The 16,339-nt window shown below is 67.6% G+C and carries 15 protein-coding genes; 4 read left to right on the forward strand and 11 right to left on the reverse strand.

Annotation, left to right across the window (positions count from 1 at the left end; genetic code table 11):
* Position 1: 1 nt before the first annotated feature.
* The 9 genes from O7634_RS18380 to O7634_RS18420 form a co-directional block, all read right to left on the reverse strand.
* On the reverse strand, positions 2-1,174 hold the full coding sequence (locus tag O7634_RS18380) for an aminotransferase class V-fold PLP-dependent enzyme (protein WP_278151337.1): 1,173 nt from the start codon (positions 1,172-1,174) through the stop codon (positions 2-4).
* Positions 1,171-2,040 (reverse strand): hypothetical protein, encoded by an 870-nt coding sequence (locus O7634_RS18385; RefSeq protein WP_278151338.1) that lies wholly within the window; start codon positions 2,038-2,040, stop codon positions 1,171-1,173. Before O7634_RS18385 ends, O7634_RS18380 begins: the two co-directional genes overlap by 4 nt.
* A 2-nt stretch (positions 2,041-2,042) precedes the next feature.
* Positions 2,043-3,263, reverse strand: a complete 1,221-nt coding sequence (locus O7634_RS18390; RefSeq protein WP_278151339.1) for a hypothetical protein — start codon at positions 3,261-3,263, stop codon at positions 2,043-2,045.
* On the reverse strand, positions 3,260-4,465 hold the full coding sequence (locus tag O7634_RS18395) for an MFS transporter (RefSeq protein ID WP_278151340.1): 1,206 nt from the start codon (positions 4,463-4,465) through the stop codon (positions 3,260-3,262). The genes O7634_RS18390 and O7634_RS18395 overlap by 4 nt, the downstream gene beginning before the upstream one ends.
* Positions 4,452-5,162 (reverse strand): YqcI/YcgG family protein, encoded by a 711-nt coding sequence (locus O7634_RS18400; RefSeq protein ID WP_278151341.1) that lies wholly within the window; start codon positions 5,160-5,162, stop codon positions 4,452-4,454. The genes O7634_RS18395 and O7634_RS18400 overlap by 14 nt, the downstream gene beginning before the upstream one ends.
* Entirely contained in the window at positions 5,146-6,345 is a 1,200-nt protein-coding gene (locus O7634_RS18405; protein ID WP_278151342.1) for a hypothetical protein, read from the reverse strand. Before O7634_RS18405 ends, O7634_RS18400 begins: the two co-directional genes overlap by 17 nt.
* 41 nt (positions 6,346-6,386) lie before the next feature.
* Positions 6,387-7,550 (reverse strand): ATP-grasp domain-containing protein, encoded by a 1,164-nt coding sequence (locus O7634_RS18410; protein ID WP_278151343.1) that lies wholly within the window; start codon positions 7,548-7,550, stop codon positions 6,387-6,389.
* Positions 7,547-8,461 carry a phosphoenolpyruvate mutase gene (gene aepX / locus O7634_RS18415; protein ID WP_278151344.1) on the reverse strand — a complete coding sequence of 305 codons (915 nt, stop codon included), beginning with the start codon at positions 8,459-8,461 and terminating at the stop codon, positions 7,547-7,549. Before aepX ends, O7634_RS18410 begins: the two co-directional genes overlap by 4 nt.
* A gap of 834 nt (positions 8,462-9,295) precedes the next feature.
* Positions 9,296-9,844 carry an NUDIX domain-containing protein gene (locus tag O7634_RS18420; protein WP_278151345.1) on the reverse strand — a complete coding sequence of 183 codons (549 nt, stop codon included), beginning with the start codon at positions 9,842-9,844 and terminating at the stop codon, positions 9,296-9,298.
* A 199-nt stretch (positions 9,845-10,043) separates the two neighbouring features.
* Between O7634_RS18420 and fni the strand changes: the two genes are divergently transcribed.
* The 4 genes from fni to O7634_RS18440 all read left to right on the forward strand — a co-directional run bounded on the left by fni (position 10,044) and on the right by O7634_RS18440 (position 13,887).
* Positions 10,044-11,147: a type 2 isopentenyl-diphosphate Delta-isomerase gene (fni, locus tag O7634_RS18425; protein ID WP_278151346.1), complete on the forward strand. Its 1,104-nt coding sequence runs from the start codon at positions 10,044-10,046 to the stop codon at positions 11,145-11,147.
* Between the two features lie 236 nt (positions 11,148-11,383).
* On the forward strand, positions 11,384-11,938 hold the full coding sequence (locus tag O7634_RS18430; RefSeq protein WP_278151347.1) for a thiamine pyrophosphate-binding protein: 555 nt from the start codon (positions 11,384-11,386) through the stop codon (positions 11,936-11,938).
* 22 nt (positions 11,939-11,960) lie between these two features.
* Positions 11,961-12,497: a thiamine pyrophosphate-dependent enzyme gene (locus O7634_RS18435; RefSeq protein WP_278151348.1), complete on the forward strand. Its 537-nt coding sequence runs from the start codon at positions 11,961-11,963 to the stop codon at positions 12,495-12,497.
* 181 nt (positions 12,498-12,678) lie between these two features.
* Positions 12,679-13,887: a PucR family transcriptional regulator gene (locus O7634_RS18440; protein ID WP_278151349.1), complete on the forward strand. Its 1,209-nt coding sequence runs from the start codon at positions 12,679-12,681 to the stop codon at positions 13,885-13,887.
* 71 nt (positions 13,888-13,958) lie between these two features.
* Here the strand turns inward: O7634_RS18440 and O7634_RS18445 are convergent, their stop codons facing one another.
* Together O7634_RS18445 and O7634_RS18450 are read right to left on the reverse strand one after the other, a co-directional pair.
* A complete protein-coding gene (locus O7634_RS18445) occupies positions 13,959-14,546 on the reverse strand; it encodes a hypothetical protein (protein WP_278151350.1) in 588 nt (195 codons plus the stop codon).
* A gap of 608 nt (positions 14,547-15,154) precedes the next feature.
* Positions 15,155-16,264, reverse strand: coding sequence for a hypothetical protein (locus O7634_RS18450; RefSeq protein ID WP_278151351.1), 1,110 nt, complete (start codon positions 16,262-16,264; stop codon positions 15,155-15,157).
* Positions 16,265-16,339: the final 75 nt, after the last annotated feature.

The raw sequence follows: 16,339 nt of genomic DNA on the forward strand, positions 1-16,339 counted from the left end.
CCTACCTCCGCGTTTCCTCGGCCGCACGGCCGGTTCTCAGGTGTACTGGCAAGTTCTGTTGGGCCGGGCTGCTGCCTGCGAACAGCTCCAGCGTGTCCTCGAGCTCGGCGAGGAAGCGTTCCAGTGTCGTCAGGGACAGTTGGCCCATGTTGGCGACGCGGAAGTGGCCGGCGGCGAGCCTTCCCTGCCCGGCGTAGATGACGAACCCTCGTCGTTTGAGCTCGTCGTGCAGTCGCTGATACGGCACGCCGGGTGGCAGGAGCACGGTCGACACCGAGTTGGATCGATACTCCGGTGCTACCAGCAGCTCGAGTCCGAGCCGTTCCAGCCCGGTCCGCAGGAGCTGGGCCCGCCGCTGGTAGTCGGCCGACCGCGCCGGATACCCGCCCTGCTCGCGGAGTTCCTTGAGCGCGTCGTCGAGGGCGTAGTAGACCTGCACCGCGGGGGTGAAGAGCACGTCGCCCGCCCGCTGCGCGGCAAGGTTCGCGGCAAGGTCCAGATAGGTGCTCCTGGACGGGACAGCGGCTATCCTCGCCGCGCCCTTCTGAGCGCTGACGAGCACGAAGGACGCGCCGGGCAGGCCGTGCAGTCCCTTGTTCGCCGTGCCGCAGATGAGATCGGCATGGATGGTTCCCAGGTCCGGCTCCTCGTGGCCGGTGGCGCTGATCGCGTCGACCACGAAGACCGCCTCGGTGCCCGCGACGATCTCACCGATCTCTCGCACCGGGTTGATGAGGCCGGCGCTGGTCTCGTGCATCACCACGGCCACGGCGTCGATGTCGGGGTGCGTGGCCAGAACGTCCAGCACCGCGCCGGGATCGATCGGCTGGTCCCACGACGCGGTCACCTCGTACGTGCTGATGCCGTGTGCCTCGCACATGCGGCGCATCCGCTCGCCGTACGCGCCGTTGCTCAGCACGAGGACCGACCGGTTCGGGCGGACCGAGGCGAGCAGGCTCATCTCGACAGCTGCCGTTCCCGAACCGGAGATCACCACAGCCTCGTGGCTGTCCGCGAGGTTCAAGGCCTCCACCAGGCCGGACCTGATCGAACCCAGCAGGTGGGCGAATTCGGGCTCGCGATGGCACAGGTCCCCGCGCCCCAGGGCCGCACGGACACGCGCCGAGGTGTTGGCAGGCCCGGGGTTCAGCAGCACCAGGTTCTCGTCCGTCACGTCTCCTTCCTCCGGTCGCCGACGCGCTCGCGAACCCGTCGATGGCGCAGCACGATGTCCATCGCCTCCTCAGCGGTGGTGCGCTGCGGTCGCCCGTCGACGCGAAGGACGTGCCATCCCCACGCCTTGGCCGCGTCGACGAGATCCTGGGCAACCGCCGACTGGAGGTCGACGAACGCGGCCCTACCGGTCCGACCCGCCAACCACAGGTCTTCAGCTGGGCCCAGGCGGCCAAGGCCACGGCGCCACTCGTACGACCGCTCGGGGTCCGCGTCGAGGAGGATCCCTATGTCGGGCTGAAGGTAGGCATCGCCGTACGCGGTCCGGATCAGGTCCGAGAACCGGTCCAGTGTCTCGTCGGGGATTGCCGGGTCGGGCAGCTCCCGGGCGATGCGCAGCACCTTGGCGGCACTCTTGTAGCCGAAGCCGTCCGACAGGGCGATGGCTCCGCGCCTGAGCGCCGGCTCCACGGCCTCGGCCCGTACGATCTGGTCGATGGCGTACTCGGTCCACATCGTGGACACCGGCCCGGACCGTCGGACACCGGCCACGCTGTCGGGCAGCAGCTCGATGAACCGGTCGGTGGTCATTCCCTCGAACTGCAGTGGAATCACGGCGTCCACCGGCGAGCCGGACCGGTGCCCACCGCCGAACAGCAGCCGCCACGCCTCCAGCCACAGCCGTTCGAGACTGGCGCCGGGATAACCACCGGTGTCGGCTGCCTGACGGATGACCGACTTACGCCCGACATTCACCCACTCCAGGCCCGCGTCGTCGAAGGCACGGCCGAGGTGGGTCAGGAGCGACGTCTTCCCGGAGCCGTCGATGCCCATCAGGGCGATGGAGATCCCCCGTTGCTGCTCCATCGTCAGCGTCCGGTCTCTGCGCCCGAGACGGCACCACCCGCCACGCCCTTGAGGAACGACAGCTTCGAGAGGTAGCCCACCTCGACCTTGATGCCCCACTCGGTGAGGAGGCGCTGCACCTCCTCGCTGAGGCGGAAGAGCTCCGGCTCGACCGTCTCGGCCACCACACCGAAGGCCGCCCGGGACTTGTGGTACTCGATCTCGAGTTGCCGGAGAACCGAGCCCTCCGACCAGACCTCGTCCATCTCGAGACCGAAGTAGTGTCCGCCACGGGCGGACTCCACGTTGACGTCGAACCTGGTCCTGCGCATGTGGGGAAGGGGCCGAAGCTCGGCGCCCGGCACCGATTCCCGGATGTGGTCCTCGAACTGGCTGGGTTCGAGCACGACGCCCTCGACGCACCGCTCGAAGCGGCGCAGGGTGTCCTCGGCGAAGAACTTGTACTTGACCTCGTAGGTGCCGTCGTGCGCCGTCATGAACGCGATGTAGCCGGCGCGCTCCGGTGGACCGACGACCTCGAAGGTTTCCTGCTCATACGTCCAACGCTGCATCTCGTTACCGAGGTCCGGAACGAATCCCGGCAAGGCGCGACGCTGCACGGCGTCGGCGAGTCGGTGGGCGACCTCCCATGGCACCGTGTCGTCGAGCATGGAGAGCTTCAGCTCGATCTCGGTGTCGGCGTCGAACCGGACCGTCTGCGACGCCTCGTCGCTGAAGCGTGCCAGGAGTCCAGGCTCGTGGAGACAAGCGTGCTCGACGGAGCGCACGAGAGGCTCCCCAGCCGGGACGGGCCCGGCCCAGATCCGTGAGAAGAGCATGCCGGACTCACGGATGCGAGAGCACGAATAGACGGCGCGCTCGACCCCACCGTCGCCCGGCCACTCGGCGACCAGGAAGGTGGGCACCACGCGACCTCCGGCGGGCGTGATCGGCTCGCTCTGGAGCCGGTACAGATCACCGGTACGCCGGTCGAACGGCAGACCGGTGAACACGGCACGCGGAGTGGGAAAGGTCTGGTGGCGGTCGGGAGCCTGCCCAGCCTGGTCCCAGCCGAGGATCTGGTCGGCGACCACTTCGTCGTACGTGAGCCATTCGGTGGTGCCGGCGGGCTCGCCGGTGGCCGGCAGCCGAATCGCGGAGACGGCCGCCGATCGGGGCGCCTCGAGGCCGCGGAAGGCGACCGCGACCTCGCTGAACACCAACCAGCGCGTGACGTTGCTCAAGAAACTTCTCCCTTCGGTTCGGCGAGGACCGCTTCAGGCCGCCCGCTGCGATAGGTGTGCGCAGCCCACACCGCGGCTGAGACCGCCGCCAGCACCAGCGCCGGTGCCCAGAACCAGGCGTCGTCGAGGCGGCTGGCCCAGGCGTAGATGAACCCGGACAGCGGGATGGCGCCGGTGATGAACATGCGAATCACGGCGTTCACCCGGCCGGCAAGCTCGATCGGCACGGTCTCCTGCCGGTAGGTGATGGATGCGACGTTGCTCGCGCCGAGCGCGAACGAGATCAGCGTGTAGCCGGCGACCTTCACCGCCGGGTGCGGAATCGCGATGACACACAGCGAGGCGAACGACATGAGCTGGAACGCGAGGATGCGCCACTCGACCGGCCGGGAGGGGAACATGTGCGGCCCGAGCCGGCTGCCGAACGCACCGACGAGCAGGCCGGCCGCGAGCACGATCGAGATGACCACCGCTTCGATGCCGTCGTCACCGAAGGTCGTCACGAGCACCGTTTCCAGGTCTCCGACCGCCAGGTTGGCGGTCGCCATCGTCACGACCAACCACAGGATCGCGGGACGTACGACCCAGCGAAAACCGATCCCGAGATCCTCGCGCAGCCTCGACCGCGGTCCATCCTGCGGAATGCCGGGTAGCAGGAGGGCGGCGAGCCCAGCGGCGAGATAGAGGGCCGCGATGAACCAGGACGCGGTCGCCGGGCCCTTGACGGAGAACACGAGTCCCCCGAGCAGCAGACCGATGACCTTGGAGAACTCGATCGCGGACGCGAGCTTGGCGACAGCCACATCGCGCTGACTCTTGTCGATGAGCTTCGGAATCAGCACGAACTGCCCCGTGATGCTGACCACCACTCCGCCGAATCCGGACAGGAGGAGCAGTAGCGCCACCGCGAGCCGGTTGGACAGCACCATTGTCAGCAACGCCAGGCAGAGCGCCTGTTGGATCTGGGCCAGTACGAAGACGGTGCGTTTGTCGAAGCGGTCGATGATGGAGCCCAGAATGGGTGAGGCAATGTAGGCGACACTGCGCAGGGCAAATGCGACCAGCGCCGCAGCCACCGAATCCGTCTGGGCGAGGATCGCAAGCGGCACCACGATACCGAGCTGCCAGTCCGCGACCTTCGAGAGCATCGACGCGAAGATGACGACGCGTAGGGCTCTGGTGCCATTGTCACGCTGACTCATCGAGGCAGCCTCCTGTGGGGTCATAGGGCTCCAGGCCGTTGCCCAGGAAGAACTGCAACGCCTCGCGACTGTCCGGATCGGTGTAACTGCCGAGGCAGGGGTGCGGGGCGACATCGTCGTAGGCGGCAACGCGCCTGCGGATCTCGCTCCGCACCTTGGGCGAGGCCCGGCCCTGCCGATCAAAGGAATCCCGGGCCTGGGCGATGATGGTGAGGGTGGACCCCACGTTGCGGCTCCGGCGCGCGGTGTGCAGGGGTGAGCTGAAGTTCAGAAACAACCCCGTGTCCTCGAGCCAGAGCGTCCAGGACGACTCGTGCGGCTTGGGCAGGACAGCGTCGGGGTGCTTGAGTGCATTGGCGTTCATCACCGCCTGGACGATGCGTGTCGCCAGTTTGAACTCATCGTCGATCGACTGGGCGCCGGCATCGTCCACGAAGATGACGCCGATGGCGTCGGGGACGTCCCGGATGATGTCGCACAGTTCTCGCAGGAGTGTCACAGCGCGGCTCTCCACCGCATCGGCACCCCGGACGATGTCGAAGTAGATCTCGCGGGTGGTGAAGGGTTGCGTCGAGAAGACGCACGGAAATTCCCGCGTATTGACCACCTCCTCGAAATCCCGTGCCAGTTCGAGCAGCCTGGGTGAGCAATCCACCGCCTCCGCCTCCGCCAGGAGGCGATCAACTCGTCGCAGCATGGCTGCCCCTCGTTGTGGCGGCGGAAGCGCTCCGATCTCCGCGAATGAACCGCACCGCTCGCGCGGCAAGATCGTCGAACCGTTCCCGCGTCTCGGCGCCGATGACGAGCTTGTGGCCGTAGTCCGTGCAGTGGCGGACCGTGCCAGCGACAGCAGGAGTGGCGAACTGGTACGAGAGGACGCCGGGTATCGCGTCGAGGAGATCGTCAGCGCGAGTGTCCTGACCCCTGTCGGAGTGGTACATGCCGACGATGCCGAAAACCGCCGTCGCGCGGTCGCCCTCGTCCGGAAGGTGAGGCACAACGCCGGACTGCAACTCGATCGCCGCCCGGATCAGATTGACGCCGGTCCCGCGGAAGACGATGTCGTCGATACCGCCGCCCCCGGGACGGGCGGCAGCCTCGCAGAAGACCAGCCGACCGGCCGGCGTGTGGAAGTACTCGACATGGGTCACACCGCACGTCAGGCCGAGATGCCGGAGGACGAGCGCGTTGTCGGCACGGATCGCGTCCTTGAGTGCGCCGTCCTCCAGGAGCACGCTGCCCGCCACCGAGTTGGCACCGTACTGGCCGGGTGCCGCGATGTACTCCGAAACCGCTGAGAAGAGCACCTGACCGTCGTGTACGACGGCGTCACAGTGGTACATCGTGCCGTCGATGAACTCCTCGACCTCCAGGCCGTCCGATCGGCGCTCGAGCTCCCGCGCCGCCTCGTTGGCCTGCGCTATGTCACCGACGATCCGGACGTCGGAGGAGCCGACGCCCCAGCGGCTCTTCACCACGATCCGGCCCGTCCACGGCACCGACTCGATGACCTCCCCGCGCTCGAGCGAGCGGTACCTGGGCAGCCCCTGGTAGCCAGCCAAGGCGAGGGTGTCCTTCATCAGGACCTTGTCCCGGAACCGCAGCGTGGCCTCGAAGTTCATGCCCGGCAGGTCGAAGTCCTCGCGCAGTCGCGCCGCCAACAGCATGTCCTTCTCATGGATCGCGACGACCCGTTGGACACCGTGGTGCCGTATCGCCCATCGGGCAACGGCCTCGACGCGGCTCGCATCGTCCATGTCGAGCACGGCGACGTGCGGGAACGCGGTGGACTTGTAGCCCTTGAGCCCTTCACCGAACGTACGGGTGATGAGGAAGCGATCGGTGGGCGGCGCGGGGAGGTAGTCGTTGTCGGCGCCCACCGTCCATGGGAGGGCGTGCCGGTTGATGACGAGCGTCCGCATCACGACACCGCCTCGGTGACGACAACCGGCTGCGCTCGAAGTGCGGCGACAGCGGAGTGGCATGCCTGTGCGCTCGTACCGGACACGATGGCCCAACCGACCCGGTCGCGAGAGCTCCGCAGGTCGTTGACGACATCGCCGACCTTGACCTCGATGGCCCAGTCCTCGACAGTGACGCCGTCGGAGACGCAAGCTGGCTCGGTGGTCCGCGTCACCGTGCCGGGCGGCGCGGTGAAGTAGGTGATCGCGGCGGCGTTGGCCCGTGGGCGCGGGTCCACCGGCGACTCTCCCAGGGGCCAACCCAGGCTGAGCCGCCGCCAGTCGAGGCCACAGGTGATGGCGACGAGATCGGCGATGCCGTCACCGCCGGGACGGTTGTGCGTTTCGATGATCTTCACCCCGTGGTTGCTCACCTTCAACTCGGTGTGTGCGGGCCCGTCCCGCAGGCCCAGGGCGTCCAGCAGCTCACGGACCGATCGCTCGATCAGGTTCGACTCCCCGGCGGTGAGCGTCGTAGGCGGGGTCAGATGACTGACCTCTACGAAATGCCCCGCGACGCCCTTCTCGACGATCGCCACGACGTCGTGTCGGCCCGCCCGGGAGAAGCTCTCGACGCTGTACTCGGGACCGTCGACGTACTCCTCGAAGATGTTGCCGTCGGTGTACAGACGTGCCTCGTCAGCCGCGTCCAGTCGACGCACACCCTCGCTTGCGGTCCCCGACACCGGCTTGACGATCACGTGGTCGTGGCCGGCGAACAGCTTCGCTACCGCATCCTCGTCACGTGCGTCGGCGAACGCCACGCTGAGCTGAGGCGCACGCTGGGCCAGCAGCTCACGCATCAACAATTTGTCGCGCATCACCCTGACGACGTCGACCGATGTCGCCGGGGTGCCGAGCAGCGTCGACAGCACAGCGGCCGGCTGCAGCCCACCCTCGGTGACCGAGACGACCGCCTTCGGCCGGCGTGGAGAGAGGATCTCCTCGGCGAAGCGCGCGAGGACCCTCTCGTCGCGGAAGTCCAGCGTGAACGCCTCGTCGACGTCGTCACGGATCAGATCAGGCACGTGACTGCCGGGTAGCTGCACGAAGATCAACGGCTCTCCCAGCGTCTGGGCGACCCGGGCGATGTTCGTGGATGCGCCGACGACGACCAGACTCACAGCCCGCCTCCGGAGAGCTCGAGCTCCGCGAGTCTGGCCTCTGCGAGCTTCTCGAACTGGACCTGTTGCTCCAGCATCCGGCCCATGCCCTGCAACTCGAAGACCCGGCTCAGGGAGGCGATCCGGGACTCGACGTGGTGGCTGGTGCCGTCCTGAATGATCTGCTCGAGCACCTCCTGCATGGCAGCGATCGAGCCGCGCAGCGCATGATTCGCGTAGATCACCGCGCCGAAGCCCAGGGCCTCGAGGTCCGCGGCGGTCACCGTGTGGTAGGTGGTCGGCACGACGACGAGCGGGATCTCACCAGGGAAGCGCTGGCGGAACTCGCACACCTGATCCGGGCTCGACTGCTTGGAATGGATCAGCAGGGCATCGGCCCCGGCCGACGCGTACGCCTCCGCCCGCCGAAGCGCCTCGTCCATTCCCGCGCCGGCGATCAGTGCCTCGATCCTCGCCACCACGACGAAGTCCGGATCTGTCCGGACCTGGGTGGCGGCAATGATCTTCGCGGTGAAGTCACGTACCGGGGCCAGGTCCTGATTGCCCTCCACGAAGCTGTTGAGCTTGGGATACTGCTTGTCTTCGATGCACACGCCGGCGATGCCGGCCCGCTCGTAGCGCTGGACCATGTCAACGACGTTGTTGACGTTCCCGAAGCCCGAGTCACAGTCCGCGAGCACCGGAATGTCGACCGCAGCAGCGATGTCCGCTGCGGCTTGCAGGCTCTGGCTCATCGACAGGATGTTGGCGTCGGGAACCCCGGCCAGGGCCGAGATCTCAAGGCCGCTGGCCCAGATCGCGTCGAAATCCGCCTCGGAAGCCATACGAGCGCTCAGGGGACTGTGCGCACCCATGATGCGGGCAATCGAGGGCGCCGATAGGATGTTACGCAGAGCAGCCGTCTTGGTCATCTGGCGACAACCCTTTCTACTGGTCAGGGACAGGGCGGCAGGAGACGCGCTCGACCGTCGACCTCATCGGCTGGGCGAACACCTGGCTCGACTGGACGAGTTCGGCCAAGGCGCAGCCGTACGGTGTGGACCGGGAATGATGCGCCGCAGTTGGGTGGACCGGGCGCAGCGGAAGCGTCGCTCTGGCGCTCCGAGGCTTTTGCGCCACATCGCCGAGGGGTAACGACGTCAGGCGGGCCCGATCAGGCGGATCGGGCCGGGAATGTCGGGCGGGCACGCCGCAGCAATTGGTCGGGCGCCGACATTGAAGCGCGCCCTTCAGCGGCCGAAGCCGGTGTCTGCGGGATTCAGCCCGGCCCCGGAGCGAATCGGCGACGCAACCGAGCTCTTCGGCAATAATCGGCCCGTGGCATGGGTTCTCTGGCGCTACGCCAGAAAGACCGGAACGGTTTACGCGTCGCTGTTCTGCATGCAACAGACAAGCTATTCATCCTTGCTCGGAGGTGGCGAAGGGCAGCCAGAGGCCGAACAGGAAAACAGGGTCCTGACATCTCCGAGCCCATGTCGGACCCGGATAAACGCGCATGCCAGCGGCATAAATGCCGCAGAACCGCCCTGAATCAGAGCGCCTTACCGGTCTTGCCCCCGTTAACTGTTGCGGGCCTTTAAGCGGCCTACACATGTATGCATGGAAATTCTCACATGTTGCGCTGTTGTGTCAAGGGCCGCACCGGCGCGGGCAGGAGCCGGATCGGGCCTCGCGCGACCACTCTGCGCGGGCCGGTCGGACCTCCGGACCACGCAGCGCTACCGAGCGGTACGACGTCCGGGTCATCAGAGCCCTCCGGGCCCGGTTCCCTGCTCGCTCCTCCACGCCAGCAGCTGGCGATACGCCTCCCTGCCGTCCGGCACCCAGTCCCACTCGGCGAGCCGCCGACGAAGCTCCTCCTCGGTGATGAACGTGTACCAGGCGACCTCGCTGGCCTGCGGCTGCACCGGCGACTCGCACCGGATCTCGTAGACGGAGGACCACCAGGTGTGTTCTGGAGTCGCATAAAGGAATTTGAACAGTGGGGTGGGAGCGGGCAGTCCTGAAATGCCCAGTTCCTCCTCCGCCTCGCGCAGCGCCGCCTCGTCATATGATTCGCCAGCGCCGACCACCCCGCCGACGAACATGTCGTACATGGATGGGAAGACAAGCTTCCGCGCCGTGCGGCGGTGCACGAATATCTCCCCGGCGGCGTTCCGTGCCAGGACGAAAGTGCAGCGGTGACGCAACCGGCGGGCGTATGCGTCACTGCGCCGCGCCTGGCCCACCACTCTGTCGTGCTCGTCCACGATGTCCAGGACTTCGTCCGCTGAGAGCGGTGAGTTGTCAGCCATGCTGGCATCCAAGCAGAGGCCGGTGGCGGGACGCCATCGGTGGCTGCCTGTCCGACACGCCGCCGGGGCGCCGACCGCCGCTTGGAACCGGGCTGCGACCGGCAGCGGCGCACGAGCCGGTCCCGCTCGATTACCCGAGTGATCAGCACCGTTATCACCGGCACCATCGTCGGGCGTGACGAACGGCTACCCTTGGACCATGTCGGATGAGTCGGGGTTGGACAAGCATTCCGTCTGGCGCAGCACGGACCAGGGCCGCAATGAGGGAAAAGTGACCACCTCCGTCCCGTCGGCCGCAGTCAGGAAAATGCGTCATGTGGAGGCCTGCCTCGGGCATCCGGTCCAATACGACAGCCGAACCACCGGTTTCGAAAAATTCGATCTGCCGTACGTGGCGCTGCCGGAGACGGACCTCTCCCAGATCGACACGCGGACGAATTTCCTTGGGCGCCCGTTGCGCGCTCCGGTCCTCATCGGCGCCATGACCGGCGGCACCGAACTGGCGGCCACCATCAATCGAAACCTGGCCGTCGCCGCCGACCACCTGGGCCTTGGGCTCATGCTCGGATCCCAGCGCATCATGGTCGACGACGCGACCGCACGGTCGTCCTTCGAGGTGCGTAAGTACGCCGCCGACGCGTTGCTCGTCGGAAACCTCGGCCTCGCCCAGCTCAACAGTGGGTACACAGCCGCGCAGGCCCGCCTGGCGGTGGAACTGGTGGGCGCCGACGCCCTGGCCTTTCATACCAATCCCCTGCAGGAGGCAATGCAGTCCGGCGGGGACGGCAACTTCCGAAGTCTGGTGAGCCGGCTGGCGGAGGTCGTCGACGCGGTGCCATTTCCGGTCCTGCTGAAGGAGGTGGGGCACGGCATCGGTGCGGTGACCGCCGGACGCCTCGGGGACGTCGCGCTGGCGGCCGTGGATGTGGCCGGGGCGGGCGGCACGTCGTGGAGCCGGGTGGAGCAGTACGTCGCACATGGCGAGGTGCGCCATCATGAGCTCGCGGAGTGGGGCATCCCCACCATGCAGGCTCTCTGCGAGGTCAAGCAGGTCATGCCGAGGATGCCGTTGATCGCTTCGGGAGGCATCAGGTCCGGCGTCGACGCCGCGAAGGCGATTGCCCTCGGCGCGAGCGTGGTGGCGGTGGCGCTACCACTGCTCGAACCGGCGACACGGTCACCGGAGGCTGTCATCGGCTGGTTGGAGCGCTTCCTCTGGGAGTTGCGCGTGGCCATGCACTGCGCCGGCTGCGCGAACCTGGCGGAGCTGTCCGCGGTCGGCCGCCTGCAGCCGCGGTTCTGAGCATGCGCGCGGCGGGCAGTCTCCTCCTGGCCGGCGACCACCGAACACTCTCGGGCATCGACGCGCGGCACATCCGGCGTCGGTGTCGTCTATTGACATATCAGCCCACGCTGACGAGCATCTACCAACGTCATCCGGCGTCCGCTGAGGCGGGGTGCCGAGAACGGGGGAAGCGGAAGCGGCTCAAGGGATCTCTCAGCCATCCGGCAGGGAGCATCTCGGCGTGAGCGCGCGCCGTGTCGACCAGGAGATCACCGAGGAGGCGGGACGTCCTGTCCACGTCGTCACACTCACCACACGCTCAGACCATCATCGATCGGCTCGCGCACCATGGCGTCACCCATGCCACCGGCGTGCCCTGCTCATATCTCAAAGGACTGTTCAGTCTGCTCGAGGCCGGGGCCCGGCACGCCGCAGGCATCCGCTACCTCCCCGCTCCGAGGGAGGATACGGCCCTCGGTGTCGCGTCCGGAATCGCCGTCGGTGGCCAGCGGCCGGTGGTGCTCATGCAGAACTCCGGTCTCGGGTACTCGTTGAATGTCCTGACGTCGTTCAACCTGATCTACGACGTTCCCCTGCTGCTCATCGTGAGTTGGCGCGGATGTCCGGGTGCGGGCGACGCGGTGGAGCATGACGTCATCGGGGAGAAGCTTCCCGCGCTGCTCGATCTGTTCGAGCTGCCCTACGAGATTCTTGCCGCTCGTGACCCCGCCGCGAGCGTCGACCGCTGTATGAAGCTGATGGCCGACACCTGCCGACCCACCGTGCTGATCGTCCCTGAAGGGGTTTGACGTGTTGACCTCGGAAGCGGTCATGAAGCGGGTGATCCGGGCGGTGCCGGACGCCTGCGTCGTGTCGACCTGCGGATATCCCAGTCGAGAGCTTTACAACATCGAGGACCGCCCGGGCAATCTGTACCTGCTCGGCTCGATGGGCATGGCAGCCCCGATCGCGTACGGGATCGCACTGGCACGCCCCGGACGTCACGTCGTCGCCTTCGACGGCGACGGCTCCGTGGCCATGAATCTCGGTTGTCTGACCCTGGCGGCGGAGACAGCCGCATCCGTCATTCACGTCGTGCTCGACAACGGCATGCACCAGAGCACCGGTGGACAGAAGTCCCTGCTACCCACCAGTCTGACAACCGTCGCCCGGGGCGCGGGTTATCCGACCGTGCTGAGCCTACGTTCCGAGGACGACCTCGCCGCCCTGGACACCATCGGCGAGCACCGAGGGCCGTTGTTCGTGCACGCCACCGTGGTACCCCGCCAGTCGGGAGCCGGTCGTCGTGTCCAGCAGACACCGCAGGAGTTGGTCGCACGCGTCGGCGCGTTCCTCGACATGAGCTGATCCCGACCAGCGGCCTCGACATCTCTGAGCCGTCCAGGGTGGGTGGGAGCCTGTTCGGAGGGTCGCACTCGACTCCGCAGGTGTGGACGGCCGTCGCCTCGTCGCCGGTTGCGTGGAGGTCCGACGATAGGATCGGCGAACACCGATCGATGTGCGTTCGCCGTCCCTTGCAGGAGGTGTCGTGCCGGACCTGATCGTGGCGCTCCAAAGACGGATCGACGTCAATGCTGTGCGTGCCGTGAACACCTACCAGCGAGAGGTGCCCGAGTACGCGTCACCGTCACCGGAGCAGCTCACGCACATGCTCGACTTCGCGCGTTTCATCCGCCGCGTGAGTCTGGAGCGCGTACGGGACGACACGCCGCTCGACGAGGACGACCTGGCGGCCATCGGCGACGTCGGCCGACGACGGGGCGAGGACCGGCTCTCGCTGGCGTCGCAGCGGCAGGCGCTCAGCACCCACACCGCACTGATGCTGCGCGACGTGGTGGAGACCGCTACCGCGGCAAACACCGAGGACGTGCTCCACATGGCCAACTGGCTCGGGCGGGAGGGTAACCGAGCCCGCGGCGCCTACCTGGACGGGTACCTGGTTGGCGTCGCACAGACCTGGTCGATGTCGGCTCAGGTCCAACTACTCGCGCGGTCGCTGCTGGCCGACGAACCACCGCCGACGGGCATCGCTCGGGCGGCCGGCGTACGTCTCGCGCAGCACTGGTTGGTGACGGTTGTTCGGTTCGACCCGCCGGGCCTGACCGCGCCGGCTCGCAAGCGCATCGTCGCCGCGGTGCTGGCGTCCTGGCGGATCCCGATGTCCTGGCTCGGGCCGGCGGAGTTGGTGCTTGTCACGCCGGCATCGGTCGATGCGCCGACGGCCACGTCGGCATGGCTTGTCGACGGTGGCGTTCACGGTCCGGCGGCGGATCGTACCCTGGACCTGGTCCGCGGCATCGCGGTGGACTCCGGCCGTGAGTGCGCCGCCGGCGCTGCCCTCGGGCCTGTGGGCCAGCTGGCCGGTGTGCTGGACCAGGCACGACAGATCAGCCGACTGACGTCGGCGGAGCGAAGGCCCCAGCACCTCTACAGCGTGGCGGACAGGTTCGTCGAGCTCGGAGCCGTCCGCTCGCCCCAGATGGACGGTTGGCTGCGGGAGCTCATCACCCGACTCGAAGCCGGGCCGGACCTGATCCGCACCCTCGACGCGTACTACCTGCACGACATGTCCCGACCGGCGACGGCGCGGGCGCTCGGCGTGCACACCCGCACGCTCGACTACCGCCTGCGACGCGTAGAGGAGCTGACCGGGCTGCGTCCGGCCTCGACCCGCGGCGTACGGATCCTGACCGCCGCCGTCGCCTGGGCGTTCGCCGACCGACTGCGGGAGGAATGACGAGGCGGGGCGTAGCCGGTCGACCGCCGCTGACACCGCGACGGTCGACCGGTTCGATCCGTGCGGCCTCCTCAGCAGCTGACCTGCACGATGGGGGACTGTGTCGTCAGCGTCACTGACGGTGGGTAGTAGCCACCGGGAGCGGTGTACGTGTGGATGCCCTTGGTGACGTAGTAGTTCGGCACACCCTGGCAGATCGTGAAGGCGACACCCGTGTACTTCTTGTTCCCCGGGCCGGAGTTCAGGCTTCCGACCGACACCAGGAAGAATCCGCTGCCCGGGACGTACTGGTACAACTCGGCCTGAGCGCCGATGTACGGGACCGGCGCGTCACACCACGACTCGGCCTTGCCGTCGATGCTGCCCGGGATGCCGTTGCCGCCCGTCGACGCATGTGGGTACTGGGCCCGTGCGCTGCAGGTGATCACATTCGCGGCGGCTGCCGTGGCCGGCCCACGAGCGGTCGACGTCCGGCTGAACGTGGGCGTCGTCGCCGTGGCCTGCTCCCCGGCCAGAGCCTGTGCCGCTGCGAGCACCGGCTGCGGGATCGTCCCGGCAGCCGTTGCGGACTCTGCCGCACTGGCCGGAGTGGCAACGGCGGCCACGGAGACCGCCAGCAGTGCGGCGAGCCCCATTCCGAACACGCGACGTCTGAGCATCTTCCCCTCCTAGAAATCGTTCCCCGGAGTAGCTGGGGAATCGAAGAACATGGTGAGGAAACTATTCAGCGAAAGGTACGCCGGCGTCTTCGTGAAGAATCGCAAAATCGCGCCCTGGCCGACTCCTGTCTTTGTCATGCCGCGCAACGGGCGGCGCCGGCCCTGACGCTGACGGCTGCTCTCGGCCGGCGGTCAGGCGTCCTGCGAAGGCGATGTCGAAGGCGTTCAGGGCGGCAACGGGTGACCGCTGCTACCTCGCCGCAGGCATCACGGCACTGATCACCACGCCCGCCCCGACCGTCGCGACAACCGCACCGGCAGCATCGACGACACCTCACCCACCCCCGATGGCACGAGGTCACCCACGCCGCGGCCGACGCTCACCACCTCATGACTGGCCGAACGCCCACTCGACCCGGACACTGAACAGGAAGCGCCACGGGACGTGACCCGTCCGCCCGGCACGACAGCCTCTCCACCGGCTGTGGGGGTTGGCGGGCGTGGCTCACGCCGTACCCGTGCTGGCAGGTGGACTGGCTGACGAGCCGGCAGGCGTGGTCGCTGACCGCGGCGCTGCTCGGAGGCCGCACGACCACGCGCGGCCCGGCTCAGCCGTCGAACCGCCTCCACGGGATTCCGAGACCGCCCAGTGGACGTAGCACGCTGCGGTGCGCGGCGCCGATCCACACGGAGAACTCTCCGTGCCAGGAGTCGGTCACTTCGGCGATCAGGCCCGGCGCGACGAAGAAGCGGGTCGAGTCATTCGGCCAGCGCCACGGCTCCCACGGCACCGGCGTCAACCCTGCGGTGACCAGCTCCACGTGTTCGGCTCCAAGCTCATTGCTCAGGGCGAGGTAATGGGCGTTCATCATCGTCTCGTAGACGGCGAATTTGACGAGGAAACCGCTCATCCGCTCGTGCTCTGGCCGCAGCCCGTAATCATCCTGGTCGATCAACACCGCGGGGTCGTCGTCCGATGGGTCGAACAGCCAGACGAAGCCTCCCTGGTTCTCGTGCCCGAACTCGATGAGGCCGTTGTGCGCAAGCCTCCACTTCTCTGGGCGTCTCAGGAAGTTCTGCTGGCCGAGGAGGGCTGGTCGGCGTCGGGCCAGTCGGTAGAAGGCGGCCAGTGGTTCGGGCACCGTCCAGCCGCTCGCGGCGAACTCGCCGAGGTCCTCGGCGGTTGCGGGAACCCAGCCTTCGACGAACTGACGGAGCGCGGTGGCCGGGGCGGACCGGACGTTGGCAAGCCAGGTCAGGTCCGGCAGAGCTGCGGGTTCGGTCGACGGCCGGACGCGGTCGAGAACGTCACCGGTCAGTTCCGGGTCGATCATCAGCGCGGCACTGAACAGAACCCCATCGCTGTAGTGGCCCTGTGCGGGCTTGCCGAAACCCAGGTAGAGACAGCCCGTGGGAAGGCGCGCCAGCAGGTGGATCGGGCGGACATCGCGTTGTTCCGCCCGGCCCCACCGGGGCGAGGTCGGCGAGTGCCCGAACAGTCGAACGCCGACGTCCTCGGCGAATGGCCCGTGAAGGTGAAACTCTTGACTGCTCCATACCCCGGTGACGTCCAGGCCGTCTCTCGCATTGGCGATGATCACCGATGCGTCTCTGCCGAGGACGACGGACGCGCCGTCAGCCTCGTGGACGACGAGGTCGTCGCCGGCGAGTCGTATCGCGGCGCTTTCGGTCATGATGTCGTTCGGGGTGACCGGCACGGCGGAGAGCCTAGACGGTCAGATCCGGGGGAGCTGACGGCCGTCGGGCAGCGTACGGCCGATCAGTGCTGCCGT

The organism is Micromonospora sp. WMMD1120 (assembly GCF_029626235.1).
GTDB lineage: Bacteria > Actinomycetota > Actinomycetes > Mycobacteriales > Micromonosporaceae > Micromonospora.